16 protein-coding genes are annotated in these 16,785 nt (G+C 72.2%); all 16 read left to right on the forward strand.

Annotated features, from left to right (window positions below):
* Nucleotides 1-16 precede the first annotated feature (16 nt).
* A complete protein-coding gene (gene ftsZ / locus RB150_04495) occupies nt 17-1,075 on the forward strand; it encodes a cell division protein FtsZ (GenBank protein ID MDQ7819794.1) in 1,059 nt (352 codons plus the stop codon).
* 90 nt (nt 1,076-1,165) lie between these two features.
* Complete coding sequence (locus tag RB150_04500) at nt 1,166-2,236, forward strand: site-2 protease family protein (protein ID MDQ7819795.1); 1,071 nt, start codon at nt 1,166-1,168, stop codon at nt 2,234-2,236.
* The gene (locus RB150_04505) at nt 2,233-3,393 is read left to right on the forward strand and encodes an ABC transporter permease subunit (protein ID MDQ7819796.1); all 1,161 of its coding nucleotides are present in this window, start codon (nt 2,233-2,235) and stop codon (nt 3,391-3,393) included. The genes RB150_04500 and RB150_04505 overlap by 4 nt, the downstream gene beginning before the upstream one ends.
* A gap of 165 nt (nt 3,394-3,558) precedes the next feature.
* Complete coding sequence (gene nrdR / locus RB150_04510; GenBank protein MDQ7819797.1) at nt 3,559-4,086, forward strand: transcriptional regulator NrdR; 528 nt, start codon at nt 3,559-3,561, stop codon at nt 4,084-4,086.
* A gap of 82 nt (nt 4,087-4,168) precedes the next feature.
* Nucleotides 4,169-6,556: an adenosylcobalamin-dependent ribonucleoside-diphosphate reductase gene (locus RB150_04515; GenBank protein ID MDQ7819798.1), complete on the forward strand. Its 2,388-nt coding sequence runs from the start codon at nt 4,169-4,171 to the stop codon at nt 6,554-6,556.
* Nucleotides 6,557-6,626: 70 nt separating this feature from the next.
* Complete coding sequence (locus RB150_04520) at nt 6,627-7,553, forward strand: VOC family protein (protein ID MDQ7819799.1); 927 nt, start codon at nt 6,627-6,629, stop codon at nt 7,551-7,553.
* A gap of 61 nt (nt 7,554-7,614) precedes the next feature.
* Nucleotides 7,615-8,775, forward strand: a complete 1,161-nt coding sequence (locus RB150_04525; protein ID MDQ7819800.1) for a citrate/2-methylcitrate synthase — start codon at nt 7,615-7,617, stop codon at nt 8,773-8,775.
* A gap of 12 nt (nt 8,776-8,787) precedes the next feature.
* Nucleotides 8,788-9,102: a hypothetical protein gene (locus RB150_04530; GenBank protein ID MDQ7819801.1), complete on the forward strand. Its 315-nt coding sequence runs from the start codon at nt 8,788-8,790 to the stop codon at nt 9,100-9,102.
* 2 nt (nt 9,103-9,104) lie between these two features.
* Nucleotides 9,105-10,094, forward strand: a complete 990-nt coding sequence (locus tag RB150_04535) for a phosphate/phosphite/phosphonate ABC transporter substrate-binding protein (protein MDQ7819802.1) — start codon at nt 9,105-9,107, stop codon at nt 10,092-10,094.
* Between the two features lie 123 nt (nt 10,095-10,217).
* Nucleotides 10,218-10,988 (forward strand): phosphonate ABC transporter ATP-binding protein, encoded by a 771-nt coding sequence (phnC, locus tag RB150_04540; protein MDQ7819803.1) that lies wholly within the window; start codon nt 10,218-10,220, stop codon nt 10,986-10,988.
* Nucleotides 10,985-12,175, forward strand: coding sequence for a phosphonate ABC transporter, permease protein PhnE (gene phnE / locus RB150_04545; protein MDQ7819804.1), 1,191 nt, complete (start codon nt 10,985-10,987; stop codon nt 12,173-12,175). The genes phnC and phnE overlap by 4 nt, the downstream gene beginning before the upstream one ends.
* 25 nt (nt 12,176-12,200) lie before the next feature.
* A complete protein-coding gene (gene pgeF / locus RB150_04550; protein MDQ7819805.1) occupies nt 12,201-12,965 on the forward strand; it encodes a peptidoglycan editing factor PgeF in 765 nt (254 codons plus the stop codon).
* Between the two features lie 112 nt (nt 12,966-13,077).
* Complete coding sequence (locus RB150_04555) at nt 13,078-13,764, forward strand: YggS family pyridoxal phosphate-dependent enzyme (GenBank protein MDQ7819806.1); 687 nt, start codon at nt 13,078-13,080, stop codon at nt 13,762-13,764.
* Nucleotides 13,765-13,831: 67 nt separating this feature from the next.
* Nucleotides 13,832-14,218, forward strand: a complete 387-nt coding sequence (locus tag RB150_04560) for a cell division protein SepF (GenBank protein ID MDQ7819807.1) — start codon at nt 13,832-13,834, stop codon at nt 14,216-14,218.
* 19 nt (nt 14,219-14,237) lie between these two features.
* Complete coding sequence (mtnA, locus tag RB150_04565; GenBank protein ID MDQ7819808.1) at nt 14,238-15,287, forward strand: S-methyl-5-thioribose-1-phosphate isomerase; 1,050 nt, start codon at nt 14,238-14,240, stop codon at nt 15,285-15,287.
* Nucleotides 15,288-15,297: 10 nt separating this feature from the next.
* On the forward strand, nt 15,298-16,635 hold the full coding sequence (locus tag RB150_04570) for a glycosyltransferase family 2 protein (GenBank protein MDQ7819809.1): 1,338 nt from the start codon (nt 15,298-15,300) through the stop codon (nt 16,633-16,635).
* Nucleotides 16,636-16,785: the final 150 nt, after the last annotated feature.

Here is a 16,785-nt window from a genome sequence, read left to right on the forward strand (position 1 = left end):
CGAGGGGGAACCGAGCATGGGACATCTGGATCGAGACCTGCGCCGGTACGCGGCCATCAAGGTGGTCGGCGTCGGGGGCGGCGGCAGCAACGCGGTCAACCGGATGATCAGCGCCGGCCTGCGGGGCGTGGAGTTCATCGCCATCAACACCGACGCCCAGGCCCTCGCCCTGAGCAGCGCCGACAAGAAGATCCACATCGGCAGCAAGCTCACCAAGGGGCTGGGGGCGGGGGGAGACCCCGAGGTGGGCCGCCAGGCGGCCGAGGAGAGCAAGGAGGACCTCTACGAGGCCCTGGAGGGGGCCGACATGGTGTTCATCACCGCCGGCATGGGCGGCGGCACCGGCACCGGGGGCTCCCCGGTGGTGGCGGAGGTGGCCCGGGAACTGGGGGCGCTGACCATCGGGGTGGTCACCAAGCCCTTCGGCTTCGAGGGCCGGCGGCGGGCGCAGGCGGCCGAGGAAGGCGTCCGGGCGCTCAAGCAGAAGGTCAACACGCTGATCACCATCCCCAACGACCGGCTGCTGCAGATCATCGACCGCACCGCCACCGTGGTGGAGGCATTCCGGGTGGCCGACGATGTCCTGCGGCAGGGGGTGCAGGGGATCGCCGATCTGATCACGGTGCCGGGCCTGATCAACCTGGACTTTGCCGACGTGCGGACCATCATGCACGAGGCGGGGTCGGCCCTGATCGGCATCGGAGTGGCCAGCGGCGAGGACCGCGCCCTGCGGGCCGCCCAGGCGGCCATCAGCAGCCCCCTGCTGGAGACCTCCATGCAGGGCGCCCGGGGCGTGCTGATCAACGTGACCGGCGGGCTGGACCTGGGGCTGCTGGAGGTCAGCGAGGCCGCGCAGATCATCAAGGACGCCGCCGACCCCGACGCCAACATCATCTTCGGGGCGGTCATCGACGACAAGGTCAACGGCGAGGTGCGCATCACCGTCATCGCCACGGGGTTCGACGCCGAGCGCAAGCCCGCCCAGACCGTGGCCGAGGAGCCCGAGGTCACCGACGACGGGGTGCGGGCGCTGATCAACGACCTGGATATCCCCGCCTTCCTGCGGCGGCGCTGACGGCGCCGGGGCGCACCTGCCGGCGGGGCCGCGCCGGAGGCGGGATCCCCTCTTCCGTTCCCCGCCCGGGGGCCGTACCCTAGGGATGTCGTGAGGGATCTGTTCACCGAGCCGGAGCGGCTGTCCGGTCTCGTCTCCAGCCACTTTCCCGTCGCTGGCGTGGTGGAGGACGGGGGGAGGGTGGCTTTTGTCGTCCTCGTGCCCCCCGACGGCCGAGAGCGCTTCCTGGCCCTGCGGCGGCGCCTGGAGCCCCTGGGGCTGCTGCCCATGCTGCGGGAGCGCGACGGCCGCGTGCTGCTGGTCCTGCTGCCCCGCCCGCCGCGGACGCCGTGGCGGTGGGCTCCCAACGCGGCGCTGTTTGCCGCCACCATCCTCACCACCTTTCTGGCCGGCTACCTGATGGCCCGGCCGCTGGTGGAGGCGGGCTATCTGTCCTCGGCGGCCTCCGGGGGCGCCAGCTTCGCGGCGGCGCTGATGGCGATCCTGGTGACCCACGAGATGGGCCACAAAGTGGCGTCCGTCCTGCGGGGGGTGGACAGCAGCCTGCCCTACTTCATTCCCATGTTCCCTCCCCTGGGCACCATGGGGGCGGTCATCATCACCCGCACCCCGGCTCCCAACCGCGACGCTCTCATCGACGTAGGGGCCGCGGGACCCATCGCCGGGTTTGCGGTCGCCGTGCCGGTGCTGATCATCGGCATCACCCATTCGTTCGTGATCCGGCCCACGGACTTCAGCGGGATCACCCTGCCCGATCCCCTGCTGCTGCAGTGGCTGATCCGGTGGCTGCTGCACCCGCCGTCCGACGCGGTGGTCCTGGGCCATCCCATCCTGTTCGCGGGATGGATCGGCCTGCTCGTCACCAGCCTGAACCTGCTGCCGGCGGGCATGCTGGACGGGGGCCACGCGGTCCGGGCCCTGCTGGGCCGCCGAGGCCACCAGGTCCTGTCGTGGGCGGCGGTGGGGGTGGCGGTTCTTCTGGGATACTGGGTGATGGCCGTCCTGATCTTCCTGATGATCCCCCGGGGGCACCCCGGCCCGCTGGACGACGTCTCCCCGGCTCGCCCCAGCCGGTGGGTGATGGGGCTGGCGCTGCTGGCGATCTTCGCGGTGAGCGTCGTGCCCTCCGAGGCCTCCCCCCTCGGGCGGTGGTGGCGGTGAGCTGGTCCGTGGCGGCCGCCGTCTTCCGCAAGGAGACGGTGGAGGCCCTGCGGGATCACCGGACGGTCCTGGTGGCCCTGCTGCTGCCGGCGATCCTGATGCCCACCCTCACCGTGGCTCTTCCCGCCCTGGCCGAGCGCCAGCGCCGCGCCCGCGAGTCCGCGGCGGTGGTGGTGGCGGTGGAGGGAGAGACCGCAGACCTGCTGGAGGCCGCCGGAGGAATCCGGTCTGTCCGGGTCCCCGACCCCGAAGCCGCCCTGGAGGCGGGCACGGTGGACGCCGTCCTCCGGGCCGAGCCGGTCGGGGGCGGGATCCGCCGCGTCGTCGTGCTGTACGACCGCACGCGCCCGGGCTCGGTGGTGGCGCGGGCGCGGGTGCAGCAGGCGCTGGCGGCCGCCACTCAGGCTCACGTCCGGCGGCGACTGGCGGAGGCAGGGCTGGCGGAGGCGGCCCTGGTGGCGCTGGCCGTCAGCGAGCGCGATGTGGCCGGACGCGCCCGGTCGGGCCAGCTGCTCCTGGCCGGCGTGCTGCCCTTCGTCGTGGTCCTGTGGGCCGTGCTGGGCGGCCAGCACGCCGCCCTGGACACCGGCGCCGGAGAGGCCGAGCGCCAGACCCTGGAGCTGCTTCTGGCCACCCCCGCGCCCCGGGCGGCGATCGCGGCGGGAAAGTTTCTGGCGGTCTGGACCACGGCACTGGCCGCCGTCGCCATGGTGGTGGCCAGCACTGTGGCCGGCCTGTGGGCGGGAGCCCGCCTGCCGCTGGGGCTGCCCCCCGTGTCCCTTGCCGTCCCTCCGGCCGCCGCGGCGGCCCTGGTCCTCCTGGCCGTGACGGTGGTGGCTTTCCTGTCCGCCGTCCAGCTCGCCCTCAGCCTGCTGGCCCGCAGCGTGCGCCAGGCCCAGCAGTATTTCACGCCGGTCTACCTGCTGGTGAGCCTGCCCGCCCTGGCCGCGCCTGTCCTGGACGGGTGGGAGAAGGCCGCCTGGGCCTACCTGGTGCCTGGCCTGGGAACCGTGTTCGCCTCCCGAGGGCTGCTCCTGGGCACGCTGCCGCCTGCCTGGCTGGCCCTGGCCGTCCTGTCTCCCGCGGCCGGTGCCCTGGTCGGCCTGGCCGCCTCCGCCCGCCTGTTGGGCCGCGAGGAAGCGCTTTTTCGAGCCTGAGCCCGCCCGGGAAGCTTCTGCGGGGCTCTCCCGACCCGTGCGCCCCGCCATGGCCGTGCCGGGCGGCAGGGCGGCCCCGGGATTTCGGCGGAATTGGGACGTTGACACACAACATGTGGGGTCCTAGAATCGGGGGTGCCCCAGGATGTTGTGGGGCCCCGCATCATGCGCTGCCCGTACTGCTCTCACGATGACACCAGGGTCCTCGACTCCCGGCCGGTGGATGAGGGTGCGGCCATCCGCAGGCGCAGGGAGTGCCCCCGCTGCAGCCGCCGCTTCACCACCTACGAGAGGATGGACCATGTGCCCGTGATGGTGGTCAAGCGGGACGGGCGCCGGGAGCCCTTCGACCGCTCCAAGGTCCTGCGGGGGCTGATGCTGGCCTGCGGCAAACGCCCCGTCAGCATGGACGACCTGGAGAAGATCGTGGACGAGGTGGAGCGGGAGGTGACCGGGCGCGGCGACCGGGAGGTCAGCTCGCTGCAGATCGGCGCGCTGGTGATGGAGCGGTTGCGACGGCTGGATGATGTGGCCTACGTGCGGTTTGCCTCCGAGCACCGGCGGTTCCGGGACCTGGACATGCTCGTGGAGGAAGCCGAGACCCTCAAGGAGCGCAAGAGGCGGGAAGAGGCCCTGCGCGCCCAGGTCCCCTTGCTGTCCGTCGAAGGCGGTCCGACCAAGACACCCTCGTAACCGCAGGGACCCGCGCCCGGCCGGCCGGATGCGCGGGCCCGCCGTTCGGGAAGGGGTGAGCCCCGTGGATGCCGATGTTCCCGTGACGACGTCCTCTCCGGCGACCGACCTGCCGCGCGAGACCCTGGAGTATTTCGGTGGCGACGAGCTGCGGGCCCGGGTGTTCTTCGACAAGTACGCCCTCCGGGATCCCGGCGGACGGCCCCTGGAAACCCTCCCCCCGCAGATGTGGCGGCGGATCGCCCGGGAGCTGGCGTCGGTGGAGGCCACCCCCCAGGCCCGGCGGGAGTGGGAGGAGAAGTTCTACTGGCTGCTGGAGGACTTCCGGTTCATCCCGGGCGGGCGCATCATGCACGGGGCCGGCAACCCCAAGCGGGTCACCCTGCTGAACTGTTACGTCATCCCCATCCGGGACGACTCCATTGAGGCGATCTTCGACTGGATGAAGGAGGCGGCCCGTACCTACTCCCTGGGCGGCGGCGTGGGGACGGACATCAGCATCCTCCGCCCCCGGGGGGCCCCGGTGAACAACGCGGCCCGCTCCAGCACCGGCGCGGTCTCCTTCATGGAGCTCATGTCCCTGACCACCGGCACCATCGGCCAGAGCGGCCGGCGGGGAGCGCTGATGATCACCATCGCCGACTCGCACCCCGACGTGCTGGACTTCGTGCGGGTCAAGCGCAACCTCACCCGGGTTCGCTATGCCAACATCAGCGTGCGGGTGAGCGATGCCTTCATGCGGGCCGTGGAGGCCGACGGCACCTGGGACCTGGTGTTCCACAACGAGAAGGCCTCGGTACGGCGGACGGTGCGGGCGCGGGAACTGTGGGCCGAACTGATCCGGGGCGCCCGGGACTACGCCGAGCCGGGGGTCATCTTCTGGGACCAGGTGGTCCGCTGGTCCACCTCCGAGTACGACGGCATGGAGGTCATCACCACCAATCCCTGCTCCGAGATCCCCCTGGAGCCGTATGGCAACTGCTGCCTGGGCAACGTGAACCTGGCGCGCTTTGTCGCGGACCCGTTCACATCCCAGGCCCGGGTGGACTGGGACCAGCTGGAGCCGGCGCTGCGCTACGCCACCCGGTTTCTGGACAACGTGCTGGACTACAACGCCGACAAGCACCCCCTGCCCCAGCAGCGCGAGGCCAGCCTGCGGTCCCGCCGCATCGGCGTGGGGTTCACGGGGCTGGGCGACATGCTGATCCAGCTGGGCCTGCGCTACGACTCCGAGGAGGCCATCGCGTTCGTGGACCGGCTGTTCGACCGCATCAAGAACGTGGTCTATGACGCCAGCGCCTCCCTGGCCGCCGAGAAGGGCGTCTTTCCCGCCTACGACCCCGAGCGCCACCTCCGCGGCCCGTTCCTGGCCACCCTGCAGCCGGCTGTCTTGGAGCGCATCCGCCGCCACGGCCTGCGCAACGTGGCCCTGCTCACGGTGCCCCCGGTGGGCAGCGGGGCCGCCCTGGCGGGCGTCACCAGCGGCATCGAGCCTGTGTTCGCCCTGTCCTACATCCGGCGGTCCGAGTCCCTGTCCCAGGAGACGTTCACCGTCTACCACCCGCTGGTGCGCGAGTACATGGCCCGCTTCGGGATCGAGCGGGAGGCCGACCTCCCTCCGTACTTCGTCACCGCCCACCAGATCAAGCCCGAGATGCGGGTCCGGATGCAGGCGGCGATCCAGAAGCACATCGACCACTCCATCAGCAGCACCGTCAACCTGCCGCGGGACACGCCGCCGGAAGAGGTGGAGCGGATCTACTTCCTGGCCTGGAAGCTGGGGTGCAAGGGGATCACCGTGTACCGGGAGGGCAGCCGGGAGGGCATCCTGCTGACCGAGGAGCAGGCGGCCGAGCAGGCGGCCCCGACCGCCGCGGCTCCGGCGGGACCCGCCCGCGCCGCCCCCCGCCCCCGGCCCAAGGTCACCGCCGGCCGCACCGAGCGGGTGGAGACTCCCCGCGGGCGGGTGTACGTGGTCGTCAACGAGGACGAGTGGGGGGTCTGCGAGGTCTTCGTCCACTCCCTGGACGCGGAGGCGGAGGCCATCGGGCGGCTAGCGTCGCTGGCCCTGCGCGGCGGCCTCGACCCCCGGCAGGTCATCGAGCAGCTGTGGCGGGTCCAGAGCAAGGAGGTGGCGTTCGACCGCTCGGCCAGCGGGACGGTGGTGCGGGTGTCCACCATCGCCCAGGCCGTGGCCCTGGCCCTGGGCCGGGCGCTGTACGGAGACGACTTCCGCCCCGACAAGGAGTTCCCGCGGGCCGACGTGCTGCCCGAGCCGCGGGTCCGCGCCCGCCAGCAGCCGCTGCGGTTCGCCGCGGGATCCCCGGTCCCGGCGGCGGAAGCCGCCGAAGGGAACGGCGAGCGGGCCGTCCACCTGGAGTTCATCGGCATCTGCCCCGACTGCGGCAGCCAGCTGGTGCACGAGAACGGGTGCGCCCACTGTCCGTCGTGCGGCTACTCCCGGTGCTGACCGGGGGGCCGGGGAGGATCGGGAAGACCGGGGGCCGGCAGGGCCGTGTGCCTGTTCGGATGGCCCGGCGATGACCACTCTGCCCGACCCTGACCGGTACCTGCCCGACGGCACCACGGTGGGCTACGTCCACCTCGGCGCCTCCGACCCCCGGGGGCTGGCCGCCTTTTACCGGGAACGCCTGGGCTTTCGCCTGATCGCGGAGGCGTCCGGCACCTGGGTGCTCTCCGCCGACGGGCGCCCGCCGCTGCACCTGGCCATCTCGCCGGCGTCGGCGCCCCGCCGCCGGACCGCCGGCCTGTACCACCTGGCCGTGCTGTATCCCACCCGCCAGGTGCTGGCCGGGGTTCTGGCGCGCCTGCTGGCCTCGGGCTGGCCCCTGCAGGGGGCCGCCGACCACGGCGTCAGCGAGGCCATCTATCTGGCCGACCCGGAGGGGAACGGCGTCGAGATCTATGCCGACAGGGACCCCGACGTCTGGCCGCGCCGCGGCGGTGCCCTGGCCATGGTGACGCGGCCGCTGGACCTGGACGGCCTTCTCCGGCTGGCCGCGCCGGACCGGGAGGCGGCGGGCGGGCGGATCGGCCACGTCCACCTGCACGTCACGGATCTGGACCGGGCCGATGGGTTCTACGCCGACGCCCTGGGGTTCGTGGTCACCCAGCGCAGTTATCCCGGGGCGCGGTTCTACGCCGCGGGGGATTACCACCACCACGTGGGGGTGAACATCTGGGCCGGCACCGACCTGCCCTCACCTCAGGCGGACGCCCCGGGCCTGCGCGAGTTCTCGGTCCGCCTGCCGTCGGCCGCGGCGTGGCCGGCGGTGCGGGCCCGCCTGGGCCGTCACCGGGTGGCGGTGGAGGACGTTCGGGACAGAGGGGAGCACCTGGCCGTGCGGGTGCGGGACCCCGACGGCATCGCGGTGGTCGTGGAGGTGCCCGCGGGAGGGCCGCTGTCCTGGCCGGGTCGTCCGGCCGAGCTGCCAGCGGACGGGTGACGCCGGCCGGACGCCCGCGCGACCTGCTAGAATGGGTCCGGCGGTCCGCGGAGGCAGATCCATGGGGGTGGAGTTCCGGGCAGGACTGAAGGACGTGGTGGCGGTCACCTCCGCCATCTCGACCGTGGATGGGGAGGCGGGGCGCCTTTTGTACCGCGGCTACGATATCCGCGACCTGGCCCTGCACACCACGTACGAAGAGGTGGTCCACCTCCTGTGGGAGGGCGAGCTGCCCACCCGGGCGCAGGCGGCGGCGCTGACCGCCAGCCTGGCCGACGCCCGGGCGCTGCCCGAGCCCGTCCTGTCCTCCCTGCGCTCGTGTCCTCCCGCCGCCCACCCCCTGGATGTCCTGCGGACGGCGGTATCGGTGGCGGGCCTGGTCGATCCCGACGGCCGGGCCACCGACGACGCCGCGGTCCGCCGCAAGGCGGTGCGCCTGACCGCCCAGATCCCGGCGATGGTGGCGGCCTGGCATAACCTGCGCCGCAGCCGCCCGGTGGTCCCGGCGCATCCGCAGGGAGGGACGGCTGCCCACTTTCTGTACGCGCTGACCGGCCGCCCGCCCAGCCCGGTGGCGGCGCGGACCATGGACATGATCTTTGTGCTCCACGCCGAGCACGAGATCAACGCCAGCACGTTCGCAGTCCGGGTGGCGGCCGCCACCCACACCGACCTGCATTCGGCCGTGGTGGCCGCCATCGGCACCCTCAAAGGTCCCCGTCACGGTGGGGCCAACGAGGATGTGCTGGCCATGCTGCTGGAGATCGGGGAGCCTGAGCGCGCGGAGGGATACATCCAGCGCCGGCTGGCCGAGCGCGCCCGCATGTCCAAAGAGGAGCGCGCCCGCCCCGAAAACCGGATTCCGGGGTTCGGCCACGCCGTCTACCGGGTGGATGATCCGCGGGCCGGAGTCCTGCGGGAGATGGCCCGCCAGCTCAGCGAGGAGGCCGGTACGGCGCGGGTGTACGAGACCGCGGTCCGGGTGTACGAGACCATGCGCCGGGAGACGGACCTGCCGGTCAACGTGGACTTCTTCTCGGCGGTGGTGTACCACGCCCTGGGCATCCCCGCCGACCTGTGCACGTCGATCTTCGCCTGCGCCCGGGTCAGCGGGTGGTGCGCCCACGCCCGGGAGCAGTACCACGACCGGCTCATCCGGCCCCGGGCCCGGTATACGGGCCCGCCGCCGCGGCCTCTGGTGCCTCTGGAGCGGCGAGGCTAGGGGGGCCTGCGGATGCCCACCGTCATCGTCTACTGCGTCCCCCACTGCGGGCACGCGCGGACGGTGTTGGGCGAACTGCGCCGCTGCGGGATTCCCTTCGAGCAGCGCTCCCTCAGCCCGGAGGCGGCGGAGGAGATCGTCGCCGCTTACCACCTCTACGGCAGCCCCATCCTGGTGGTGGACGGCGAGGTGGTGTGCGGGCTCGACCGCATCCGGGCGCGGGTGCGCGAGCTGGCGGCGGAGGCCCGGACGGGCGGCGGAGGAGGGGTTTCCTTCAGTCCCGAACTGCAGCGCAGGAGCATCAGAGAGGAGGAGGGACACGCGTGACGATGCAGCGCAGGGTAGGCCTGCTGGGTGTGGCGCTGGCCCTGGCGGTGACGCTGGTCGGCCTCCCGGCCGGGACCGCCGTCGGCCAGAGCAAACTGGTGATGGTGTTCGTCCCCTCCCGGGAGACCGACGTCATTCTCACCAGCGGTCAGATCCTGGGACGGATGCTCAGCGTGTCGCTGGGGATTCCGGTCGAGGCCGTGGTCTCCACCAGCTACACGGCCGCCGTGGAGGCCATGTGCGCCGGGCGGGCGGACATCGGGGCCCTCAACCCGTTCAGCTACGTCCTGGCGCACCAGAAGTGCGGCGTGGAGGTGGCGGCCATCTCGGTCCGGTTCGGGCTGCCCTACTACCGGGCGCAGATCAGCGTCCGCGCCGACAGCGGCATCACCCGGATCGAGCAACTGCGGGGCAAGCGGTTCGCCTTCGTGGATCCCGCCTCCACCTCCGGATACCTGTTCCCGGCGGCCATGCTCAAGAAGATGGGCTACGACCCCGACACCTTCTTCTCCCAGACCGTCTTCGCCGGCTCCCACCCCAACGTCATCCTGGCCATCTACCGGGGGCAGGTGGACGGCGGAGCCACCTTTGAGGACGCCCGGACCACCGTGCAGGCCCAGTTCCCCGACGTGATGGAAAAGGTGAAGCCCATCGCCTACACCAACCCCATTCCCAACGACACCTGGAGCCTGAGCGTGCGGCTGAGCCCGGAGATGCGGGCGCGCATCAAGGACCGCCTGCTCCGCATCGCCACCACCACCGAGGGCAAGGAGGCGCTGCGGAACCTGTACAGCATCGAAGGCCTGACCGACGTGGTGGAGCTCACCGACGAGCAGGTCCGCCAGCTGGGCATCCGCTTCCCCCCGAGCATCGCCGAGCGGATCGTGCGCCGGGGCGGGCGGGTCGTGATCCCCATCGGGGACTGGTACTTCCAGCCCATCCGGGATGCGGCAACCTATCTGGGCCTGGATCTGCAGAAGCTGGCCCGCTAGCAGCCGTGGGCGGGACGTCCCGAGGGCGGACGGCGGGGCGCTGTTAGGGCGGCGTCCCGGAGGCGTGAGGGACGGGTGGGGAGGAGGGCGGCCGCCCTCCTCCCCGGCTGTCGGGAGGCCGCCGTGAAGGGATCGTCTCTGCGGGTAGAGGGTCTGACCAAGATCTATCCCGACGGCACGGTGGCGCTGCGGGACGTCACCTTCAGCGTCGAGCCGGGGGAGTTTGTGGTCATCATCGGGCTGTCGGGATCGGGCAAGTCCACCCTGATGCGGTGCATCAACCGGCTGATCGAGCCCACCGCCGGGAAGATTTACATCGACGGCGTGGACATCACCAGCCTGTCCCCGGCGGAGCTGCGGCGGGTCCGCCGGCACATCGGCATGATCTTCCAGCAGTTCAACCTCGTGCGGCGCATGCCGGTGCTCACCAACGTGCTGACGGGGCGGCTGGGGTATCTGCCGCCGGGGTGGGCGCTGCTGAATTACTTCCCCCGGGAGGAGGTCGCCCGGGCGCTGCACAACCTGCAGCGGGTCGGCATCGCCGACAAGGCGTACAGCCGCGCCGACCAGCTCAGCGGAGGCCAGCAGCAGCGGGTGGGCATCGCCCGGGCCCTGATGCAGGAACCGACCCTGATCCTGGCCGACGAGCCCGTGGCCAGCCTCGACCCCGCCACCTCCCACTCGGTCCTGAAGTACGTGGAGGAGCTGAACAAGAAGGACGGGATCACCGTCCTGTGCGCCCTCCACTTCCTCAGCCTCGCCCGGCGGTACGGCACCCGCATCCTGGCCCTGAAGGCCGGGCGCATCATCTTCGACGGCCTGCCCACGGACATCGACGCCCGGCGCTTTCGGGAGATTTACGGTGAGGAGGCCGTGGAGGTGGAGATCACGTGAGCCAGGAGGTCGTGCCGGCACCGGCTCCGGTGACCCGGCCGCGGCCGTGGTTCCAGAGCGCCAAGTTCCTGGGGCTGCTGCTGGTCCTGGTGGTGGTGTACTCCTACGGGTGGCGGGTCACCCAGATCGACCTGCCCGAGCTGGTCTCGGGGGCCCGCTTCGTCCGCCCCTTCGTGGTGGACCTGTTCCGCCCCGACGTCCTCTCCCGCCCGGTCCAGACCCAGGAGGTCCAGCTGGGCATGTCCGTCGACCCGTCGGTGCCGCCCGAGGATGTCGCCCCGCCCCCCGGGGGCCCGCAGCTGCTGGTTCCCACCCGCGTCACGGCCGTGGGGGAGTCCCTGACCGTGCGGGGTCGCGGGTTCCGGCCCCACAGCGCGGGCACGCTGTTCTGGGTCAACCCCATCGGCAACCCCCAGCCGGTGGCAACCTTCCGCACCGACGCCCAGGGGGCGTTTGAGGTCACCATCACCGTCCCCGAGGCCTTCCGGGGCCCGGAGGCCGGCCCCCGGGGCGCCCAGCAGCGCCTGGCCGCCCGGGTCACCTGGGAGAGCGGCCCGCTGCGGCCCAGCAAAACGCTGGTGCTGGTCGCGCAGAAGATCGTGGAGACGGTCTTTCTGGCCCTGATGGGCACCACCATCGCGGTGGTGGTCGCCGTCCCCCTGTCGTTCCTGGGCGCCAAGAACCTGATGGCCAAGAACCCTCTGGGCACCACCGTGTACTTCCTCACCCGGTCCTTCTTCAACATCATGCGGTCCATCGAGCCGCTCATCCTGGCCATCATCTTCACCGTGTGGGTGGGCCTGGGGCCGTTCGCCGGCGTGCTGGCCCTGGCCCTGCACTCGGTGGCCGCCCTGGGGAAGCTGTACTCGGAGCAGATCGAGTCCATCGATCCCGGCCCCATCGAGGCCATCACCGCCACCGGGGCCAGCCCGCTGCAGGTGGTGCGCTACGCGGTGGTTCCGCAGATCGTGCCCCCGTTCATCGCCTTCACCATCTACCGGTGGGACACCAACGTGCGCATGTCCACCGTCATCGGGTTCGTGGGCGGGGGAGGGATCGGGTTCATCCTCCAGCAGTACATCAACCTGCTGCAGTACCGCCAGGCCGCCACCGCCGTGTGGGCCATCACTCTGGTGGTGGCCGTGCTGGACTACCTCAGCGCCGCCATCCGGGAGCGGGTGGTCTGAGCCCTCCGCCCCGGCGCCACCGCCCGTGGAGCCGCTGCTGTTGACGTCTCACCACCTGCGGGCGCTGGGCGTGGTGCACGCCTTCACCACCCGCACCGGGGGCGCCAGCACCGGCCCCTGGGCCTGGCTGAATCTGGGGCGGGGGTCTTCCGACGACCCGCGGACCGTGGCGGCCAACCGCGCGCGGGTTCTGGAGGCCCTGGGCGCCGGGGGATGGGCCCACGTGGAGACGGCCCAGGTCCACGGAGACGTGGTGGCGGTGGTGGGACGCGCCGACGACGGCCAGGTCATCCCCGGGGCCGACGGCCTCGCCACCGCCGAGCCGGGGGTGGTCCTGGCCGTGCACGCGGCCGACTGCGTGCCGGTGCTGCTGGCCGATCCCCGGGCGCGGGTGGTGGCGGCGGTGCATGCCGGGTGGCGGGGGATCGCCGCCGGGGTGGCCGTGCAGGCGGTCCTGGTGCTGGCCGACCGGTTCGGCTCCCGCCCGGAGGACCTGCGGGCGGCGCTGGGTCCGGCCATCTTGGCCTGTCACTACGAGGTGGACGAGCCGGTGGTCGCCCGCCTGCGCCGGTGGCCGTGGTGGGAAGACGTACTGACCCCGAGCCGGCCGGGCCACTGGCGGATGGATCTGCACGGGGCGGTGCGCCGGCAGCTGGTCGACGCGGGCGTCCCCCCCGCGCAGGTGGAGACCCTGGCGTGGTGCACCTACGAGCACCCCGACCTGTTCTACTCGTACCGGCGGGATGGGACCACCGGCCGCCAGGCGGCGCTCATCGCCCTGCCACCCTGACGCCCCGCACCCGGCGCGAGATCCCCTGCGGTTCCGGCAGGGGCGGTCCCGCCTCTGGCCCGCCGCCGGGGTCAGCGGCGGAGGGAACCCCCGGTGGGGGGAGAATACGGTGATGGTGTCCGAGCTCGCCGCCCGGATCGCCCGGGTCCGGGAACGGATCGCCCGCGCGGCCCTCCGGAGCGGGCGGCAGCCCGAGGATGTCACGCTGGTGGCGGTGACCAAGGGGGTGGATCCGGCGCGGATCCTCGAGGCCGCCGCCTGCGGGATCACCGACGTCGGCGAGAACCGTGTGCAGGAGGCCGCCGCCAAGATCCAGGCCCTGGGCGAGGTGGCGGCCCGGCTGCGGTGGCACCTGGTGGGCCACCTGCAGCGCAACAAGGCCCGGCAGGCCGCCCAGCTGTTTGCGCTCATCCACTCGGTGGACCGGCTGGCCCTGGGGGAGGAGCTGAGCCGCCGGACACGCCGCCCCCTGGAGGTGCTGGTCCAGGTGAACGTGGCGGGCGAGCCGCAGAAGTTCGGGGTGGCGCCGGCGGACGCCGCAGAGCTGGTGCGGGCCCTGTCCCGGCTGCCGGGGCTGCGGGTCGTGGGCCTGATGACCATCGCGCCCGTGGCCGACGACCCGGAGGCCGTCCGGCCGGTCTTCGCCCGGCTGCGGGAGCTGCGGGACGACCTGGCGCGGCGGGGCGTGGCTGATCTGCCTCATCTGTCCATGGGCATGAGCCAGGACTTCGACGTGGCCGTAGAAGAAGGCGCCACCATGGTCCGGATCGGCCGGGCCCTCTTCGGCCCGGCCCCCTGACCGGCAACGCCAGGGCGACGGGAGAGGAGACGCAACGCCGGGGAGGGGAGACGATCGGGAGGATCCCGTGAGCGCACTGCAGCGCCTGATGATGTTTTTGGGGTTTGCCGACGGCGAGGGGGAGGACGCCGGCGACGGCCGGCGGCCCGGGACGGTGGTGGACCTGGCGTCCCGGACGCCGCAGGAAATCGTGGTCCTGCACCCGCGGACGTTCGACGACGCCCGGGCGGCCGCCGACTATCTCAAGATGCGCCGTCCGGTGGTGGTGAATCTCCGGGGAACCTCCGGGGACCTGGCCCGGCGGATTGTGGACTTCACCAGCGGCGTGACCTACGCCCTGGACGGGCATCTGCACCGGGTGGCGGAGGAGATTTTCCTGTTCGCGCCCAGCCACGTGGTCATCACCGCCGACCCGGGGGTGGACGATGTCCGCTCCGCGTTCCCCCTGGAGTGATCCGGTCCGCGAGGGGAAGATGCTGCGCAGCCTGCGGTGGGACGGAGACGCCCTGGTCGTACTGGACCAGACCGCCTTGCCGGCCGAGGAGCGGTATCTGCGCTGCCGGACCGCCGCCGATGTCGCCGACGCCATCCGCTCGCTGAAGGTCCGGGGGGCGCCGGCCATCGGCGCCGCCGCAGCGTACGGTCTGGCGCTGGCGGCGCGGTCGGCGGCGGCGGACGGGGCCGCCGCCCAGCGGTCGGCTCTGCGTCGCGCCGCCCAGGATCTGCTGGCCACCCGCCCCACGGCGGTGAACCTGCGCTGGGCCGTGGAGAGGGTGCTGGCGGTCGCCGACGGCCTGTCCGACGCACCCCCCGACGTCCTGGCCGACCGGCTCCTGGCCGAGGCCCAGGCGCTGGCCGCGGCCGATGCGGCCAGCAACCGCGCCCTGGCCGCCCACGGGGCGGCCCTGATCCGCCCCGGCGAGCGCATCCTCACCTACTGCAACACCGGCAGCCTGGCCACGGTGGACTACGGGACGGCCCTGGGGATCCTGCGGGCGGCCCACGAGCAGGGGAAGGGCATTCACGTCTACGTGTGCGAGACCCGCCCGGTCCTGCAGGGGGCGCGCCTGACGGCGGTGGAGGTGCTGCGGGATGGCATCCCGGCCACCCTCATCACCGACAACGCCGCCGGGTGGCTCATGCGCACCGGACGCATCGACCGGGTGGTGGTGGGCGCCGACCGCATCGCCCGCAATGGCGACACCGCCAACAAGATCGGCACCTACACTCTGGCGGTCCTGGCGCGGGCCCACGAGATCCCTTTCATCGTGGCCGCCCCCCTGTCCACCGTCGACTTCCGGACCGCCACGGGTGACGCCATTCCAGTGGAAGAGCGCCGCCCCGAGGAGATCACCCACATCGCCGGCGTGCCGGTGGCTCCGCCCGGCATGCCCGCGATGAACATCGCCTTTGACATCACGCCGCACCACCTGATCAGCGCCATCGTCACCGACGTCGGCGTGGCCACGCCGCCCTACACCCGGTCGTTGCAGGAACTGGCCTCCTCGCGCCCAAGACAATAACCGAGGCCGCATGCGCTCCCGATCCGGATCCCTGGTTCTGGTGGCCCTCGCCGTGCTGTGGGTGGCGGGGGTGGCCCACAGCCTGCGCTATCGCGACCTGGCATGGCTGCGCGTGGTCTTCGTGGACGTCACCTGGCTGCAGGGGCTGGTCCTGGCCGTGGGGGGATTCGGGGCGCTCATGGTCCTGGTCGGTGCCCTCAGCCCGCGGCCGCGCCGTCCGGCACCGCCTGACCGCCTGCCCTTTGTCAGCATCGTGGTGCCAGCCAAGAACGAGGAGGCGGTGATCGAGGGGACCGTGCGCAGCCTGTGCGCCCTGGACTATGCCGAGGGCGGGCGCCGGCGGTTTGAGGTCATCGTGGTGGACGACCAGTCCACCGACCGCACCGGCGTCCTCCTGGACCGGCTGGCCGCGGAGCTCCCGGTGCGGGTGGTGCGCACCCCGCCGGGGAGCGTGGGCAAGGCGGCGGCCCTGAACTTCGGCATCGCCCGCGCCCGCGGCGAGGTGGTGGCCGTCTTCGACGCCGACGCGCGGGTCCGCCCGGACTTCCTGCGGACGATGGTCGCCCTGCTGGACGACCCGCGGGTGGGCGGGGTGCAGGCCCAGCGGCAGCTGTACAACGCCGGGCAGAACCTCCTGACCCGCGTCCAGGACGACGAGTACCGGCTGTTCTACCACCCGCTGCAGCGGGCGCGCCGCTGGCTGGGGGGAATGGTCAGTTTCTCCGGCAACGGCCTGCTGGTGCGCCGCGACGTCCTGGACGAGGTGGGGGGATGGCGCGAGGAGGCGCTCACCGAGGACATCGACCTGACCATCCGGCTGCACCTGGCCGGATGGGAGATCCGCTACTGCGAGGAGGCCGTGGTGTGGGAGGAGGCCCCTCCGCACCTGCGGGATCTCCTGCGCCAGCGCGTGCGGTGGTTTGAGGGAGCCCTGCGGTGCCTGGGCGAGCACCTGCCCGCCATCCTCTTCGGCCGGATGTCGCTGTTCAAGAAGCTGGACATGGTCGTCTTCCTCAGCGGCGGGCTGCTGGTGACCCTGAGCCTGCTGACCTCCTATCTGTATGCCGCGCTGGACGCCGCCGGCGCCGTGGTCCTGTACCTGCAGCTGCCCCGCCCCCTGACCACGGCGGCCTCGGCGGCGTTGACGGTAGCCGTACTGACGGCGCTGGGGCTGCAGCTGCAGGGGCGGGTGTGGGCGCTCATGCCGGTGGTGGTCCGTTCGGGGATCTTCTCCCTCCACCGGCTCCTGGTGGTGCCCCTGGCTGTACACCGCTTCGTGCGCAGCGCCGTCACCGGCCACACCACCTGGGAGAAGACCGCCCACGGCCTGTCCCTGCCCCGGCGGTAAAGAAGGGAAGAAGGAAGAGGGAAGAGGGAAGAAGGCCATGCCAGAGCAGGGTCTTCCCTCTTCCTTCTTCCCTCTTCCCTAGTGAAGCAAGTTCTGATAGATCGCCCGCAGGCGCTGGCCGACCTGTTCCAGGGAGTGGGCCCGGGCGTA

The organism is Armatimonadota bacterium, from assembly GCA_031081675.1.
Lineage (GTDB): Bacteria > Sysuimicrobiota > Sysuimicrobiia > Sysuimicrobiales > Kaftiobacteriaceae > Calidihabitans > Calidihabitans tengchongensis.

Bases quoted from the DNA above. Each gene is read 5' to 3' on its own strand.
- ftsZ (MDQ7819794.1), top strand. From the start codon at position 17: ATGGGACATCTGGATCGAGACCTGCGCCGGTACGCGGCCATCAAGGTG.
- nrdR (MDQ7819797.1), top strand. From the start codon at position 3,559: ATGCGCTGCCCGTACTGCTCTCACGATGACACCAGGGTCCTCGACTCC.
- RB150_04520 (MDQ7819799.1), top strand. From the start codon at position 6,627: ATGACCACTCTGCCCGACCCTGACCGGTACCTGCCCGACGGCACCACG.
- RB150_04525 (MDQ7819800.1), top strand. From the start codon at position 7,615: ATGGGGGTGGAGTTCCGGGCAGGACTGAAGGACGTGGTGGCGGTCACC.
- RB150_04530 (MDQ7819801.1), top strand. From the start codon at position 8,788: ATGCCCACCGTCATCGTCTACTGCGTCCCCCACTGCGGGCACGCGCGG.
- RB150_04535 (MDQ7819802.1), top strand. From the start codon at position 9,105: ATGCAGCGCAGGGTAGGCCTGCTGGGTGTGGCGCTGGCCCTGGCGGTG.
- RB150_04555 (MDQ7819806.1), top strand. From the start codon at position 13,078: ATGGTGTCCGAGCTCGCCGCCCGGATCGCCCGGGTCCGGGAACGGATC.
- mtnA (MDQ7819808.1), top strand. From the start codon at position 14,238: ATGCTGCGCAGCCTGCGGTGGGACGGAGACGCCCTGGTCGTACTGGAC.
- RB150_04570 (MDQ7819809.1), top strand. From the start codon at position 15,298: ATGCGCTCCCGATCCGGATCCCTGGTTCTGGTGGCCCTCGCCGTGCTG.